The 14,956-nt window shown below is 40.3% G+C and carries 24 protein-coding genes; 16 read left to right on the top strand and 8 right to left on the bottom strand.

All coding sequences use genetic code 11. The features are described 5' to 3' along the window. Positions 1-24: 24 nt before the first annotated feature. The 8 genes from E0H88_RS04080 to E0H88_RS04045 all read right to left on the bottom strand — a co-directional run bounded on the left by E0H88_RS04080 (position 25) and on the right by E0H88_RS04045 (position 4,825). Positions 25-684 (bottom strand): hypothetical protein, encoded by a 660-nt coding sequence (locus E0H88_RS04080; RefSeq protein ID WP_131273203.1) that lies wholly within the window; start codon positions 682-684, stop codon positions 25-27. Beyond that, complete coding sequence (locus E0H88_RS04075) at positions 684-1,619, bottom strand: hypothetical protein (protein ID WP_131273202.1); 936 nt, start codon at positions 1,617-1,619, stop codon at positions 684-686. Before E0H88_RS04075 ends, E0H88_RS04080 begins: the two co-directional genes overlap by 1 nt. A gap of 5 nt (positions 1,620-1,624) precedes the next feature. After that, positions 1,625-2,002: a hypothetical protein gene (locus E0H88_RS04070; protein WP_131273201.1), complete on the bottom strand. Its 378-nt coding sequence runs from the start codon at positions 2,000-2,002 to the stop codon at positions 1,625-1,627. Further along, complete coding sequence (locus tag E0H88_RS04065; protein WP_131273200.1) at positions 1,986-2,264, bottom strand: hypothetical protein; 279 nt, start codon at positions 2,262-2,264, stop codon at positions 1,986-1,988. Before E0H88_RS04065 ends, E0H88_RS04070 begins: the two co-directional genes overlap by 17 nt. A gap of 207 nt (positions 2,265-2,471) precedes the next feature. Next, positions 2,472-3,239, bottom strand: coding sequence for a DUF1828 domain-containing protein (locus E0H88_RS04060; RefSeq protein WP_131273199.1), 768 nt, complete (start codon positions 3,237-3,239; stop codon positions 2,472-2,474). After that, positions 3,229-3,720, bottom strand: a complete 492-nt coding sequence (locus E0H88_RS04055; RefSeq protein WP_131273198.1) for a hypothetical protein — start codon at positions 3,718-3,720, stop codon at positions 3,229-3,231. Before E0H88_RS04055 ends, E0H88_RS04060 begins: the two co-directional genes overlap by 11 nt. An 85-nt stretch (positions 3,721-3,805) precedes the next feature. Further along, the gene (locus tag E0H88_RS04050) at positions 3,806-4,093 is read right to left on the bottom strand and encodes a hypothetical protein (protein WP_165493272.1); all 288 of its coding nucleotides are present in this window, start codon (positions 4,091-4,093) and stop codon (positions 3,806-3,808) included. A 54-nt stretch (positions 4,094-4,147) separates the two neighbouring features. Beyond that, on the bottom strand, positions 4,148-4,825 hold the full coding sequence (locus E0H88_RS04045; RefSeq protein WP_131273197.1) for a LexA family protein: 678 nt from the start codon (positions 4,823-4,825) through the stop codon (positions 4,148-4,150). A gap of 91 nt (positions 4,826-4,916) precedes the next feature. On the opposite strand from E0H88_RS04045, the gene E0H88_RS04040 reads away from it, so the two are divergent. The 16 genes from E0H88_RS04040 to E0H88_RS03965 all read left to right on the top strand — a co-directional run bounded on the left by E0H88_RS04040 (position 4,917) and on the right by E0H88_RS03965 (position 14,953). Then, complete coding sequence (locus tag E0H88_RS04040) at positions 4,917-5,177, top strand: Cro/CI family transcriptional regulator (protein ID WP_131273196.1); 261 nt, start codon at positions 4,917-4,919, stop codon at positions 5,175-5,177. After that, positions 5,174-5,530: a helix-turn-helix domain-containing protein gene (locus tag E0H88_RS04035; RefSeq protein ID WP_131273195.1), complete on the top strand. Its 357-nt coding sequence runs from the start codon at positions 5,174-5,176 to the stop codon at positions 5,528-5,530. Before E0H88_RS04040 ends, E0H88_RS04035 begins: the two co-directional genes overlap by 4 nt. Before the next feature lie 60 nt (positions 5,531-5,590). Next, positions 5,591-5,869, top strand: a complete 279-nt coding sequence (locus E0H88_RS04030; protein WP_252151985.1) for a hypothetical protein — start codon at positions 5,591-5,593, stop codon at positions 5,867-5,869. Next, complete coding sequence (locus tag E0H88_RS04025; RefSeq protein ID WP_131273194.1) at positions 5,866-6,834, top strand: phage replication initiator YdaU family protein; 969 nt, start codon at positions 5,866-5,868, stop codon at positions 6,832-6,834. The genes E0H88_RS04030 and E0H88_RS04025 overlap by 4 nt, the downstream gene beginning before the upstream one ends. Then, positions 6,815-7,516, top strand: a complete 702-nt coding sequence (locus E0H88_RS04020) for a hypothetical protein (protein ID WP_131273193.1) — start codon at positions 6,815-6,817, stop codon at positions 7,514-7,516. Before E0H88_RS04025 ends, E0H88_RS04020 begins: the two co-directional genes overlap by 20 nt. Before the next feature lie 2 nt (positions 7,517-7,518). After that, a complete protein-coding gene (locus E0H88_RS04015; RefSeq protein ID WP_131273192.1) occupies positions 7,519-8,964 on the top strand; it encodes a DNA cytosine methyltransferase in 1,446 nt (481 codons plus the stop codon). Beyond that, positions 8,961-9,245 carry a helix-turn-helix domain-containing protein gene (locus E0H88_RS04010; protein WP_131273191.1) on the top strand — a complete coding sequence of 95 codons (285 nt, stop codon included), beginning with the start codon at positions 8,961-8,963 and terminating at the stop codon, positions 9,243-9,245. Before E0H88_RS04015 ends, E0H88_RS04010 begins: the two co-directional genes overlap by 4 nt. Then, positions 9,242-9,493, top strand: coding sequence for a hypothetical protein (locus E0H88_RS04005; protein WP_131273190.1), 252 nt, complete (start codon positions 9,242-9,244; stop codon positions 9,491-9,493). Before E0H88_RS04010 ends, E0H88_RS04005 begins: the two co-directional genes overlap by 4 nt. Then, positions 9,490-9,693 (top strand): hypothetical protein, encoded by a 204-nt coding sequence (locus tag E0H88_RS04000; RefSeq protein ID WP_131273189.1) that lies wholly within the window; start codon positions 9,490-9,492, stop codon positions 9,691-9,693. Before E0H88_RS04005 ends, E0H88_RS04000 begins: the two co-directional genes overlap by 4 nt. Then, positions 9,693-10,097 carry a DUF1064 domain-containing protein gene (locus E0H88_RS03995; RefSeq protein ID WP_131273188.1) on the top strand — a complete coding sequence of 135 codons (405 nt, stop codon included), beginning with the start codon at positions 9,693-9,695 and terminating at the stop codon, positions 10,095-10,097. Before E0H88_RS04000 ends, E0H88_RS03995 begins: the two co-directional genes overlap by 1 nt. Positions 10,098-10,107: 10 nt before the next feature. Beyond that, complete coding sequence (locus E0H88_RS03990; protein WP_131273187.1) at positions 10,108-10,548, top strand: hypothetical protein; 441 nt, start codon at positions 10,108-10,110, stop codon at positions 10,546-10,548. Positions 10,549-11,117: 569 nt separating this feature from the next. Beyond that, a complete protein-coding gene (locus E0H88_RS03985) occupies positions 11,118-11,582 on the top strand; it encodes a hypothetical protein (RefSeq protein ID WP_092818206.1) in 465 nt (154 codons plus the stop codon). Positions 11,583-12,857: 1,275 nt separating this feature from the next. After that, complete coding sequence (locus tag E0H88_RS03980; protein ID WP_131273186.1) at positions 12,858-13,118, top strand: hypothetical protein; 261 nt, start codon at positions 12,858-12,860, stop codon at positions 13,116-13,118. A gap of 245 nt (positions 13,119-13,363) precedes the next feature. Then, positions 13,364-13,639: a DUF968 domain-containing protein gene (locus tag E0H88_RS16050; RefSeq protein WP_131273185.1), complete on the top strand. Its 276-nt coding sequence runs from the start codon at positions 13,364-13,366 to the stop codon at positions 13,637-13,639. A gap of 206 nt (positions 13,640-13,845) precedes the next feature. Further along, positions 13,846-14,334, top strand: a complete 489-nt coding sequence (locus E0H88_RS03970; protein ID WP_131273184.1) for a recombination protein NinB — start codon at positions 13,846-13,848, stop codon at positions 14,332-14,334. Then, positions 14,327-14,953 (top strand): putative metallopeptidase, encoded by a 627-nt coding sequence (locus E0H88_RS03965; protein ID WP_131273183.1) that lies wholly within the window; start codon positions 14,327-14,329, stop codon positions 14,951-14,953. The genes E0H88_RS03970 and E0H88_RS03965 overlap by 8 nt, the downstream gene beginning before the upstream one ends. Positions 14,954-14,956 lie beyond the last annotated feature (3 nt).

Below are 14,956 nucleotides of genomic sequence, written 5' to 3'. Positions count from 1 at the left end.
AGAGGGTGGACGCGAGTTAGTTTTTCATGCCGCCACCTTTCCTTTACTGCGTTCAGCAAACAGCCTTGCGTAATACTCCTGACAGTGTGGAATTTTGTCCTTGATCTTCTGAATGATTGCTTCATCACGTTCAATCACCACAGTCGTTAAACGCTCACGAATGTCGATCTTCTCAACCATGTCGATCAGTTGCTCCCGATCATCCCAATCCTTTGTGAGTTCCAGTGGAGTAGGGAATAACCAAAAATCCACCTCAGCGACTTCGCATTCATACAACCACATGTAGGCTTGCATCTGAACGTCATAGCCTGCTTTTTTAACCTTCTCCATGGCTTCATCAACAAAGAAAGGATGGGTGCCAATATCCCAGGTGCATTTCGTGTCGATGATCAGTTTGTTTTTAAGATCAAGCACATCGCACTCACCAGTGATTAATTCATTTTCAACACGACCTACGTGCTTTTGGTAATTGCGATAACGCATCTTGCCAGACATTTCGATTGCCAAATCCTCAAGCAGATTGCCTTTGGCTGTGTACTGGTTGCCAGTGAATGAGCGAAAGCCATAAAGGTCTTCTTTCACCGTGTCACGGATTGCAGACTTTGCAGTGTCGCTGATGACGGCCGCTTTAGAGCGACCATCACCAATTAATTTATGTAGAGATGAGCAGCGGAATAATTTCATTATTGAGCCTCCACTGCTACACGTTGCGCATCTGTTAAAGCGTAGCCATCAAGTATGTATGTTTTATCAATAGCACCAGCATTTAACTGCTCAAGTGCTGCATTAAATTCATCATCACTCAGGGTTGGTTTTGGTGCATCAACCGCTGCAACATCAACTGTTTTTGCACCTTTAAACCAATCCTTGGCGCTGCTCATACCGTCACGAAGGCTGGTGAAAATCTTCCGGAGCGAAACCACATTGGCAGGAGTGATTGCATCAACTCGACGCTGAATGAATCCCTCAATATCATCTTTGGATACGCCAAACTGCTCAAAAGCTTTAATGAGCTTCTGCACGCCTTCTGGCGAAGTGTCAGCAGATGCATGAATAGTTTTTTCACATTGATCAACAGCTGCATCTACCACATCACCTGGAATGACACCAAGAATGCAGGCACGAAGACGACGCGCACCATTGTTTGCAACCAACTCATAAATATCGCGCGGATCAGTTAATTTTTTAGTGCCTTGGCGCGTATAGCGGATGTGTGGAACCTGAAAAACCTTAGTTTGACGGGTATTGGTTTCAACATCCCAAGCAAAGGCTTCAACAGTAGATTCACCGTTTTCAGATGAAAGCTCGCGAATTCCGTACTGAATATTCCCCCAATTCTGAGCCAGCATTTCAGCCAGTCGAATTGATGGACCAGTGACGGAAGTACCACCACGTGCATAAGAGTAAACTGCCGACTGTGCCAAGCCTGGACGCTGACAAGCATTCATTACACGGTCATAAGCTTCAATCGGATTGCGCGGAAACTGTTTAGCAATCACAAGAGCCGCTTGAACTTCCGCAATAGCACGTTGACTGTCAGATTGAACAGTAGACATCGCCTGAGTTTGAGGCGCTGACACTGCAAAAGGGTTTTGGTTTTGATGTACTGGTGCATTCATTTTTCTTATCCTTGTGCCATTTCAAACTTTTCAACAGCATCCGCCTCAAGCCATTCATTCAACTCATAAACCTGAGATTCAGTCAGAATGAAATGCAAGCCAGCTGGTGTTTCCTCAAAGTCAGATCGAGTGACCAGTGCCAAAGTCTTGTTATCCACTTCAAGCCTGGTGTAATCCACATCACGGCCAGATTCAGGATCAAATTGAGACTCAACACACATTGAATCAGTCAGTTCTGCTGCTTTGATTTCACAATCAATAGACTGATTTCCAACAACGAAAGAGAACTGCACGTTGTCTGCATCAACTTCAATGCCTGACTTTTTGATTGAAAGCATCGGAAAACACGGAGCAAGCAATTCAGGTTTAGTTTGAGCGTTCATGGTTAACCTCCATCTGAAACTTAACCGCCTGCACTGCCTGACGATCCACATCATCTGAACAACTACGAACTGCAAAAGGCGTTGCCACGATTGGCGAACTAAAAACCACTACTGCAATGGCGTCACGCATAAAAGCTTTGAACTTGTTCCAGCGATTCGCCTTAGCAATCTGTTCACTAGAAGGCGGCTGCTGGTAAAGAATCCCTGTAGTTGGGATATGGCCAAACGTAGGTGTTTGACTGTGGGAAGGTGTTTGGTTCATACTTATCTCACTCTTTGAGTAAAAGTCCCTCTCCGTCGAAAGCTAGGGACTTTTTTGTTATCTGGTGAAATAAATATTAGGCAAACCTAATTATATTGTCAATATGTATGCCTAATAAAATTAAGCAAACCTAATTTTTGTGTTTTAATAGACAAAAGAAAACCCACCGCTGGGGTGGGTTGTGTTGCTATAGAGTCAAGTTGAGCGTCAGCAAACTAATCTATGTTTAATTTTTTTCTCGATAGCTTGCATTTCATGCAAATTAGGAATTATATCGTTAGCTGCAATCATGAGTCGACTTAAATCCTGTGTTGGCAGTTTTGAAGAGTCTTCCAAAATCACCAAGGAGTTAAAGTTAATATCATGTTTTTCAAGGTATTGCATTGTAATAATTGAGAGTCTAACAGAGTCCTTATTGCTGGCACCGAATAGAAATAAGGGAGTTTCTGCTTCCACCATATAATCAATAACATAATCATCAGCATTCGGCAGCCCTGGGACGCGATAATTTTCGTGAATCTGATCAGGTGGTAGTAGAGAGAATAAAGCTTCTCTAAGTTGATCTTTAAATGTAGATACAACTCTATGTTGTTTTAGTAGAGCTAAATCGCTAACTCTATTTAACAATCTAGTAAATTCAAACAAGCCCATGACCAGTTGATCAGCTGGGATCTGCATTATGAACTCACCATCATCATATTCAGCATTAGCCTCTGCTACATAGTTGTTGAATAAATCAAGACGCGAGCCTTTTAACAATGCGTCTAAGTCATTCTCGTAGCTTAAGCGCATCACTGTGCTTGCGCCATCTGATAAACGCCAACCACCAGTTATCTCGCTTAAATAAATACTAAAAGCATCACCATCCATATCAAATATAGGCAGGGACACTATTGCTCCATTTTTGGTTTCTTTAAAACCTATATCACGACAAAAACTATTGCAAAGCAATTGTTTAACTTCATTAATTTTCATCAAACAATCCTCCTTGCTCTATAAGCTGTCCGATGTTTATATCGATTATATTAAAATCTTTTAGCACACATTGTATAGCGCCAGATAGATTTTTATATCTATCTGTTTGAATAGCAAAGTTTTCAATTTTTTTAGAAACTTTTAATGACGCCTCGTTAGCCTGATGGATATGGCACTGAAAATCAAATCGTTGACCATCACACTTATTAACATGAACATGACTACTACCATTGTATCTAGCTAGCGTTATATCACTCTCATTTGACTCCAAATAACTCAATCCACATGAGAAATTATCCTCATCAAGATTTGATTGTCTCATATAAAGCTTAAATCTATGCTTCTGATCCTGGCTACACAACTCAATAGAAAGCTGCCTAAATTTTAGCTGTTCTATCCACTTTTGACGAAGTGGCTTTAATAGTATTTTGGGAACACTCTTTAAAGCTATTATTTCATCATCCTTTAGTCTTTTTCCCATTTACCACCCCATTTAAAACAAAACCTAATACCCCTAAAAACATGCAGTAGGTTTACAGCTAACACCTAAGCCGCATATAGCGGCTTTAAACTTCTTTCTGCCCAGCTACCTCTATTGAAATAAGTAAATCTATAGGCAGGTTTATCAATTCACCTGTGATGGTTTTGAAAATTATATCAACAGTGGCATATCCAAAATTTATACTTACGAGTTTCACGAGGTTATAGGCTTTAGCTCCATCAAGCATGGCGATATTAAAATAATAATCTTCGCGTACATAAGATATAAGGAATTGATTTATTGCCAGCTGTATTGTGCTGGATTGATTCCTATATGTATGTAGCGGCGGTATTGGGAGTTTTGGACTATTCATTATTATCATCCACCATCAAAGCCCAGGATTGAATGCACTTGGGCTTTTGTTTTTTTAATTCGCTCTTGTTCTCCGTTTGGCGCGATATGTATAGCGAATACAATCAACAACCTGACCAACAAAATGACAATTTTCATCAAGTGGAATGATATTGGGTTTGAATTCCGGATTTAATGCCTGAAGGTAGCGAGAACCATCAGTTTCAATTACCAATTTTTTAAAAGTAGCATCTTCGAATTTCCTAACTACAATCATGTCGCCAGACTGCATATCACTATAATAAACATCAGGATCAACAAGAATATAATCCCCCTCAAGAAATTCAGGGCTATTACTAATGCCTTGTACTTTCAAGTAAAAGCAGTTTGTGCATTCTTCTGGAAGAGGGAGCCATTCTTCCACTTGTGACATATCTACAGATTGGACGTTAGTAAACACACCTGCTTGAACCCATGAAAGGACAGGGGCCATCTTAGGGGCAACCGGTATCACATTGGAGGTTAGATCAAGATTGTGTTTTCCAGCGCCCGTAGCAAGCCAGCTCGGATTTACACCAAGAAATTTGGAAGCTCGTAGGAGGTTTTCCCCTTCCATTGTTTTGGATTTCCCGGAAAGCCAATCACTAACTGATGGTGGCTTAACTCCTACAGCACGTGCAAGTTCAACCCCTTTTACTTTCTTAGGAGGTAAAACTTCCATGGCATATCTTAGACGTTCGGCAAGTGTTTTCATTAGGTGATCCTAACATATAAAAAATAAGGTATTCCTATTGATTAAAAATAAGGAATGCCTAATAATAGGTTTCGTGAATTAGGAGTAAGTTATGAAAGACTCACAACTTATCGAGGCTCTTGGTGGTGTAAGCGCTGTAGCTAGATTGCTTGGAATCACACCAGCCTCAGTTAGCGGATGGAAGGCAATACCTATTGATCGAAAAATCAGGCTAGCAGTTATCGCTGAAGATCAAGGTTTATGCACTCGAAAGAAAATCTTTCCGAGGTCTTACCAGGACATCTGGATTGAATTGCGACCAAAAAAGCAAATGAAAAAAACTCAATGCTTTAACAGCCCAGGAACACCATGAACAAATTATCAATAGAACTATCTGCAAGTGCCAGAAATGACGTATCACGCATTTTGCAGGCTCTTGCAAAAGGGAAAAATAGCGATATCGCGGAGCAACTAGGGGTTGACCCTAGTACCATTTCTAGAATGAAAAATGACAAGAAAAACAATGGATTGACAGAAATTGAAACTCTTTGCGAGCTGTTGAGTTGCATTGGTTTGAAGATCGTTCCCAAGGAATATCAAAGCATTGATAAGTCCAGAGTGGAAGCTTTGTTAGTTATGTCGAAGAGCTGGATGAATCGAATTGAATCAGTAGACGATCTGTTTCATGACGAAGTTAGCGAACGTAAAGAAGAACTCGGATATTAAAAAACCACTTCCTGCGCGAACAGAGAAGTGGTCGTTATTCAAGAATTTAGGAACCCAAGAATGCAAACAAATCTACCACAACACCCATGCGCTAACAAGTGCACGAATTTTAAAGAAGAGCAGTGCTGGCATTGCTTGATTTCAGAATCAGATCTTATAGCCGGCGATACGGTTGTTTTTATCGATGAATCCAAGCCATGCGGCTTAATGACTGTGCATAAAGTTCAAGGCAATGGCGTATTGCTGGATGGAAACAGAAGCTTTGCATTAATCCACCTGATTCGTCATGCAAACGTGCAGGAATTGAACGCCGGGAAGCGATTGGGAGGTTGGGAATGACAGCACTAAAAAAACACGAGGACAACATAGTCCCGTTCTCCAAAGGTAAAAAAATGGAAGACAGGTTTGAGCGAGGTTATGTTCCTTCAAGTCGTCTTTACCGCTATGAGGTTCGCCCATTCTTAACTGACGCAGCCAGGAACGTATATGCAGAGCTTGAGGATCGTATTAACGGTTTCAAAGACAAGACTACAGATCATGTTAGCTATTCACAGTTGCAAGGTGGAAAGCTTGAGGGCGCCAAAAAAACCAGCGCTATGACTGTTCGTAAGGGGCTTAAAGAGTTACTTGATTTGGGTGTAATTTCCATTGTTAGCGAGAACAGCCGAAAGGGTAACGAGTACCGCATTAATGAGGTTTCTCTTGTTGAGCACTTTAAAAATTGTAGTACCACTACAAAATCTGTAGCACTACAAAAAATGGATAGCACCACTACAAAATCTGTAGTGCTAGGTACTACAAAATCTGTAGACACAATAGAATTAATTTATAGAATTACTTCTATAGAATTATTATTTAAGTCGCTTCGCTCTAAAAAACCTTTGGAAGCTAATTTTTATGCTTACCAAGTTTTTTCAAAACAACAAAAAGCAAAAGCCGAAAAAGAGCGCAAAGAGAAATCTCGTAAATTATCTTATGACGAAGTAATCAAACTGACTTCTGAAAAATTTGCAGTTCTCTGTGATTTCTCTCTCTGGGAGCAATACGTTTCTAACCGCTCTCAAACAGCAAAAACCAAACTAACCAAAAATGCCCTAAACACAATCTACAAGGATTTCCAGCAATGGGGATTCGATGGAAGCAATCAGTCCTTAAAAACTTCAATCACTGGAAACTACCAAGGATTGTTTGAGCCGAAACAGCAATTCACACCTGGACAACAAAACCAAAAATCATCTCGTTGGGATGAGATTCAGCAGTTGATCGCAAAAGAGGAGCAGGGCAATGACAGCTATGGTTTCTAATCAACAAGTGATTCAGCCAATCAAGACTGGTCAGCTGGTTGCAACTTTCAAAGCAATTGCACCACGTTCTTTTGAAAAAACTTTTGAAGGCATGCCAGCTGAAGCAATCAATCATGCAATGAAAATTTGTGTTGAAGATCTTTCACGAGAGCAGATTACAACAGGTCTACGCATGGTTCGTGATAACGGCTTTTGTCCAGATCCAGCAATGTTCCGCAAGTGGTGTTTAGGTATCACAGGTTTTGGCACCGAACAACAAAGAGCTGTTGATTCATTCAAGGGCAAACATGCAGCGTTGGCGGATATTGTTAAGTGGGTTGGTGATAAAAAACATCAAATCACAAATGCTGAGAAAGAAGCCTACGACCGCTGCTACGACATGTTTAACGATATCAACTGGGCGAAGAATGTTGAGCGTGCTCAATTCTATGCATACGAGGCATTTAAGGAAAATTACACCGATGTTGTTTCTGAGTTTGTAGCACAAGGCGTTCTTCAGGCTGTATGGATTAAGCCACCAGCTATTGAAAAAAAGATTGTTGCTGATTATGGGGATTGGGGTAATGGGCCTGCACCTAAAGACACTCGGCCACTTCAAGGTGATGAGCTTAAGAAATATTTGGAAGAAGCCAAGATAAAAATCAAGTCTTTTGAAGAACAAGGTTTAGGGGGTGGGGTGTGAATATGTCTTTTCTTCCTCATGAATTGATCGTTGATAACTTTGCTGGCGGTGGTGGCACGTCGACAGGTCTTGAGCAGGCATTCAAACGTCCTGTTGATGTTGCGATTAATCACGATCCAAAAGCATTGGCCATGCATCGAATCAATCATCCGGATACAAAGCATTATTGTGAAAGTGTTTGGGATATAGATCCAATCGAGGCAACTGGAAATCAACCGGTAGGTCTGGTTTGGTTATCACCGGATTGTAAGCATTTTAGCAAAGCTAAAGGTGGCAAACCGGTTGAAAAGAAAATCCGTGGATTGGCTTGGGTAGCATTGCGCTGGGCCGCTAAAACTCGTCCTCGAGTAATCATGCTTGAGAATGTTGAAGAGTTTAAAACCTGGGGAACGCTTGGTAAAGATGGTCGTCCATGTCCTAAGGGGAAAGGTCGAACATTCAAAAGTTTTGTGAATGCATTAAACCGCCAAGGTTATGAGGTTGAATGGCGTGAACTGCGCGCATGTGATTATGGATCACCCACTATTCGCAAGCGTTTCTTCTTAATTGCTCGTCGTGATGGATTACCAATTCAATGGCCTGCACCAACACACGGTCACCCGGATAGCATCCAGGTGCAAAAAGGAAAATTAAAACCATGGCGTACTGCAGCTGAGTGTATTGACTGGAGTATTGAAGCACCAAGTATATTCACTCGTAATCGCCCATTGGCTACAGCAACAATGGAGCGTATCGCAGGTGGTTTGAAGAAGTTTGTATTTGATAGCCCTGAGCCATTTATTGTGAATGGTGTTGTTCCAGTTCTTACTGAATGTGCTAATGCATCCAATAAGAGGTCGATGCCAGTTCATGAACCATTGAGAACTATTTGCGCTCAAACCAAAGGTGGTCACCATGCCCTCATATCGGCATTTTTGGCAAAAAACTATACAGGTGTTGTTGGGAGTGCTGTGACAGATCCAGTTCACACGATTACCGCTAAAGACCATAACTCTCTTGTAATCAGTCATCTATCTAAAATGAAGAAAAACTGTATCGGGCAAAAACTCAATGAGCCATTACATGCGATGACCACAGTTAATCAATTTGCTGAAGTTCGTGCATTTCTAACTGCTTTTTACGGCAGTGAAAAAGATGGAAATTCGATTAGTGAGCCTTTACGCACAATCCCGACTCGCGACCGTTTTGGTTTGGTTACCGTGGGGCAGCAAGAATATCAAATTGTAGATATTGGTTTTCGCATGCTGCAACCAGTTGAGCTTTTTAAAGCACAAGGTTTTCCAGAATCTTACGTTTTTGAAAAAGGAATTGATGAGCATGGCAATGAAATTCGCCTGACTAAAACCGAGCAAACTCGAATGGTGGGTAATTCTGTTTGTCCTCAATTATCACGTGCTTTGGTTGAAGCAAACTTTAAACATGAAGATAAATATCGAGGTGCCGCATGAAACACCCATTAGACGATAAAACCGTGGATTGTTTCCCTTCCATGCTTGCAGTTGCATACGGTGAGCGAATGATTCTTGTACTGGGGAACATTATTAAAAAGCGTAGTCGCACAAGCACTGACGATGTAAAGAGCTGGTTGCAAATGAGTAAGCGCTCAGCACAGCGATATGTGAATCAGTTAGAGCAAGCTGGTTATGTAGAAAGCGATTTTGAAACACCGGCAGGCTATAAGGCTACGGAAAAGGCTAAGCAGATTTTTAAAATTAAGGTGACAGCATGAACTTAATCGAAGAATTGGGGTTGGAAAAGTGTCAGGCGATTGTGGATGGGGCGCCTGATGCGGCAACTGATGTGATTCTTGATGGCAGTCAAGTTTTCTATGGCTCAGGTTTGATTGCATTACGAGGGGTGGAGAAGTTTTTTAAGCTCCATAGCATCCGCGCCGCTCTAGCAGACCACGACCGCACGGACTATGTATCCGATATCCGCAATCATATTGCACCCACTACGAAGGTGATTGAGAGATGAATAACAAAGATTTCCTCATTTGTATTCTGCTTGGCACTGCTTTGTTCTTTGCGGTCAAATTTATTTGGAGGTGGGCGACTGGTGGCTTTAACAATATCGCTGTCATGGAGTGGATGAACCGGGGTTTTAGTTTTGGTATTGGGTTCTCAATTTCAATCATTGTGGTGATTTTGGTTTTTAAGCTGGTTGCAGGTGACTAATGACCAGCATCTCACTCGCTGAATACAAAAAACTTTACGGTGGTGGTCGTAAGACAGCCACCAAGCGCAACAAATTCAACGCACAGCGCATTGAAAAGGATGGAATGAAGTTCGATAGCGTCAAGGAATACAAACGCTATATCGAGCTTACAGCGTTAATGCAAAGGGGTGAAATTTCAGAGCTTAAGTGTCAGGTCAAATTTGAGTTAGCACCTAAGGTAAAAATAGAAGGGGAGAAACGAGCCAAGCCAGCACTTAGATATTTTGCAGATTTCACATACCTGAGCGATGGGAAGCTGATTGTTGAGGATGTGAAGTCGGCAGTAACGCGGAAATTGGCGAGTTATAGATCTAAAAAGCACTTAATGAAAACAGTACACGACATCGATATTAAAGAAGTTTGAGGGCAATGGGATGAATGCAGCGGTTAAAACACAAGTAATGGATTGGTCAAAATTTACAGCTGAAGATTGGTTAAAGCAGTACGGTGCATACATTCAAACCTGTCGCATGAAGTCGGGGAATGAGCCGGATAGCCTTGGAGTGAACCAGATCTATTGGTTGATCTGTGAGAACAATAAAGGTGTGGCACCACGCAAGGATCAGATCATTTGTAAGATTAATGATTTTGAAGCGGAGCAGGTGCGGAAGCTCATCATTGAAGTGAAGCAATCAAAACTGATTTGTGATTCAGCTAAGGTGGCTGTTCAGTTATTTATTGAAAGAAATGTAAGAGGCTTGTCAGATCGAAAAATGGAAGATGAATTCAAGCTGGGCCGGAATGTTTTAAGAAATATGATTTATGCGGGGAAGTTTTATTTAGCTGGGCATGATAAGCGATTACGTATTGATTAGTATTTGACTGGCATGCCGAGATATGGCATATTTCTGTTATAGTGACCGAAGTGTATGTGATGCACTAAGTTAATTTAAAAGCTCGCCAAATGGTGGGCTTTTTTGCATCTACAACCTTTTAAAGATTAGAACAAGCCACAATACAGTTTTTGTACAGCGTAATGGTAAGTGTTCATTTATCTTCATTACTCGAAGTTAAACTGCTGGACATTACTATGGTCCAAGAGATCTTTGACTTTATTTATGACGAGGCTCTAAAGGAGTATGAGCCATCAAAATATGAAATAGTCAATAAGTTAAAGTTTTTTTCAATAACTCTGCGATTATTTGCAGAGCTTAGGGATGAAGATGCTTATATTGAAATCAATACTTTGACCGTCATATTTAAATGCAGGTCTAGATCTACATGTTATTGGGTATTTGATATACCTGAGATAGGGTGTAAAAAGCAGCTCGTTGAGTATCTGTCTTCTGAATTAAATAAATTGTGAGGGCAGATCAAAATCTAAAGAACGTACATCCTTTCGTGTTAAGGTGTTGTTGTCTTTCCCATGTGAAGAGTATGAGTCATGGGTCTAGTTCTTCTTCTGATCATTGTTCTAATAACATTTTTTGTCATGGTGAAGCCCACCCAATATAAGTCCGGTGGAAAGTTTAAAGAAATGACTAAAAATAAGTTTGGTCATCAAATTTACAGTGCAATTGACTTTCAAGAACCAATAATTGAAATAGTTGGCCCTCAACTTGATCATTCTGTCAGTAAAGTTGTCAATGCTCTTTTGATCATGGATACCACAAACACAGAATACACTTATGCAATTATGGTGATTGTAGGTGGTATTCAAATAGGTTATCTAAGTGATGAAGATGCAGAAAAGTTTCTCAAAATTTTAAAGGATAAGCATCTATATGAAGATACTGGCATTGAAGTAAAAGCGCTTATTTATGGGGATTGGGGCAATGCTGATCAAATTGCGAATTTTAAAATAAATTTAAATCTCCCTAAAAATTTTGAAGATTCAAAAATCACCTAATTAGATTGCTAAATAGGCCTCCCTTGGGAGGTTTTTTAATGCCAGGAGAAAAGTATCTTAAAACCCATTTTCTATAGTTTGCTGATTAGCTAAAGCCTGTTTGAGCAAATACGTATGGGCCCCACGAAAGAGGGTACAACCCATGCAGTTCATCGAGCATGAATAGGATATGCAGGAAAGTGAAATCAGAATTGGGAGTGATGCCCCGCCGAAATTTGAATCGAAACCGAAAATTGATTAGTACTGTGCCTATTCAGTGGCAATCAAAGTAGGGATTAGCCATGGACCACAGCATGGATCTTTTGTGGTGATCAATTCAAAATCAGATCAGTCGTGAATTAAACGTGATATTTATCAAAAAATTACGAAATAAAACGATTGATTGAATAGCAAATCCCGGTTAATTTTTTATCAGGTTAGACGAAGTTATCTATCGCCTAGCTGGGAAAAACGACTGACACTCGGAAAGACGAGAAGTACCACAAATGCTTACAGTAATGTGAGCATTTTTAATGCCCTGAGAAATGTTCGGTGTAAGCAATATCGGGGCACCCAAATTAGATTTAATGATCATTGTCTAACAAAGATCAAAAAATAACCAAAAGCATACACAGAAAAACAGTTTCTCCAAATTCTCTATACTTTGTAAATCAAAGCTTGGTGATATATTTTTTTTGCTCCAAGAGAAAGCGCAATAAAAAATAAAAAAGATGATACCCCATACTAGTCCGTTTAACTTCCCCGAGTTAAGCGGGCTTTTTTAATGAATTTTCTTCACAAGAAATTCACGAACAAGTATGCATGATTGCTGCTAGAAACAGCTGTAGTTTCTGAATGACCCTCCAAGGTCCTTAGTTTAAGCCCACATCAATCTACTGCTGAAGTGGGCTTTTTTTTCGCATGGAGAAAAGTGATGCTCCGATTCTTAATGTGTTTATTTGGCCTTCATGGTGCCACTGAAATCGATTACACGATTGATGATGAAGAAATCCAGGTGTGTAGGGATTGTTTGAAAGAAGTTAAATAGACCCTTGTCACTTCGGTGACATTTGCCGGACGTATTACGGCACGCAAGACCCCGCTAAATATGCATTATTGGCGGGGTTTTATTTTTATATTTTTTGCAAAAAAAAGAACAGACAATTCATTAAGTTATAATTTTATATTAATACAATTGTGTTATAAAACAGTATGTTAGTATAATTGTTCTATTGTTTTTTGCATCCATTATGGTCATGATTAATTTTTATTTAATTGGCATTAAGGATGCTCAACATGACATATTTTATTGGTGGTAACTTTGGCGGGCAGGCTGTTGATAAAAATCATTTAGATTTAAAAGATCAGGTGATTTCAAAGCGATATGGACCACTCACAGGAATGGAAAGACTCCAAGAGTCTTACATTCGCACAAGTGTTAGTATTAAAGGTAATGTAAAAACTTTTTATATTATCAGGGGTAGTGAGCCTGCTGATCACCGAGATCAGATTTTGAAATTTTGGGATGAGGTAGAAACAGATGTTTATGCAATTTAAATAAAGTTCTTTTCACTCATTCAAACACATAAAGACCCTGACACTTGTTGGGGTTTTTCTTTTCTTATTTGGTGATTCCATGACAGACAAAGTACAAGCGAAACAAGACTTAGAATTTTGCAGTGCTGAGCTGTCTAAGTATCAGAATCTCAGCCGGTCCGGATTGACTCGAAATGAGTTACTGGCAATTGACGGCATCATGATTAAGTTGAAAGAGCGTATTAAGAATTTGCGTGTAGCGTTGTATGCGTGATTCAAAAAGACTGGCTGCGGTTCGATTATTGCCGTGTATTCGATGTGGTAATCCCAATAGTCAGGCAGCGCATAGCAATTCAGCAAAGCATGGCAAGGGTAGATCGATTAAATCCAGTGATGAGTTCACGGTACCGTTGTGTCATTCATGCCATGGGAAATTTGACCGTTTTGAATTGGGTAACCGGGCGGAGAGTGAGGCAATGTTTGATCAGTGGTTGGTGAGAGTGGATCGGATGTTGGTGATGGAAGACAGAGAGGTGTTTTGATTAAGTCAGAACACGCCAGGCTCGACCAATGCAAATTATGATCAATGAAATGCATAGATAAAGAATAAACTCAGCTGATGTGGAACTAGCCTGATCCAGCCTGTAATAGTAAATAATGAAGCCTAGAAATAAGATGCCAATGAGATAAAGCATTACGGTTTCTTGATTTTGTAATTTTGCATCATGATAAGTTTTAAGGAGAGGAAATGCAAAAAGCCGTGTTTCCTATCCAAAGCCATGCCGATATCACTAAAGCTATTAACTTCATGCACACCAATTACACTCAGGCATTGGAAAGCGGCAAGCCTTTACGTGTGGTGATAGATCAAAAACAGGATGATCGGTCAGCAGCCCAGAATAGACTTTATTGGATGTGGTTAGGCCAGATCGAAAAGAAGAATGGCACCCATAAAGATCAATTACATTTTGAGTTTAAGAAAAGGTTCCTCATTTTTATTTACCGTCGTGATGATCAAGAGTTTACAGAGACATGTAAAGCGATTGCCATGTTGAAGCAGAATGAATGTGAAGAATATCGAGTGATTGCAGAGCAAGTAATAAGACTTTGCAGCACAACCAAATTAAGCGTTAAGCAGATGACTGAGTATCTGAATTGTGTACATGATTTTACTGTCACGAAATTGGGTATTCATTTGACTGTGCCGGATGATTTGAAGTGGTGTTTCGATGAATAGACCTTATCCACCAAAGCACATTACTGATCCTGAAGAGTGGACAGAAGAATTTTTATTTGAGCCAGCACAAGAAATTTACGACTGGCTGCATACAAATATTCTTGATCCAAACAGTAAGCTCTATAACCCAGACCATGAGCATTTAGTTGGTCATTCTGGTGTTTGTTTTTTATGGGCTGAAAAAGCTTTCAATAAATTAGAGCGCATTGTATTGGGGCAAGCTGAGATTGTTCAGTTTCAAGTAAGTGGTTGGAAAAAGTTTAGACAGGAAGCACAGTTGATTAGATGGTTTGGGTTTCTACCAAAAGCACTTATCACGCTTGATGCACATTACTGCTCTTACTGTTCCGATGAGGACTTTATGGCATTGGTTGAGCATGAGCTTTATCACTTAATGCACAAGATCAGTCCAAATGGCGGGCCATGCTATGACAGCCACACAGGGCATCCAATTCTAAAAATGCGCGGCCATGATGTAGAGGAATTCTTCGGGGTTGTTCGTCGCTATGGTGGTCATTCCGATATTCAAAAAATGGCTAAGTTAGTTGAAGATGGCCCAACTATATCCCGGGCTAATATTGCTCATGCATGCGGTACGTGTTTATTGAAGTTGGCTTAAATT

The organism is Acinetobacter sp. ANC 4216 (genome assembly GCF_004331195.1).
Taxonomy (GTDB): Bacteria; Pseudomonadota; Gammaproteobacteria; order Pseudomonadales; family Moraxellaceae; genus Acinetobacter; species Acinetobacter kookii.
The sequence above is the reverse complement of the archived record's forward strand: the minus strand, read 5'-3'. Positions and strand labels throughout refer to the sequence as shown.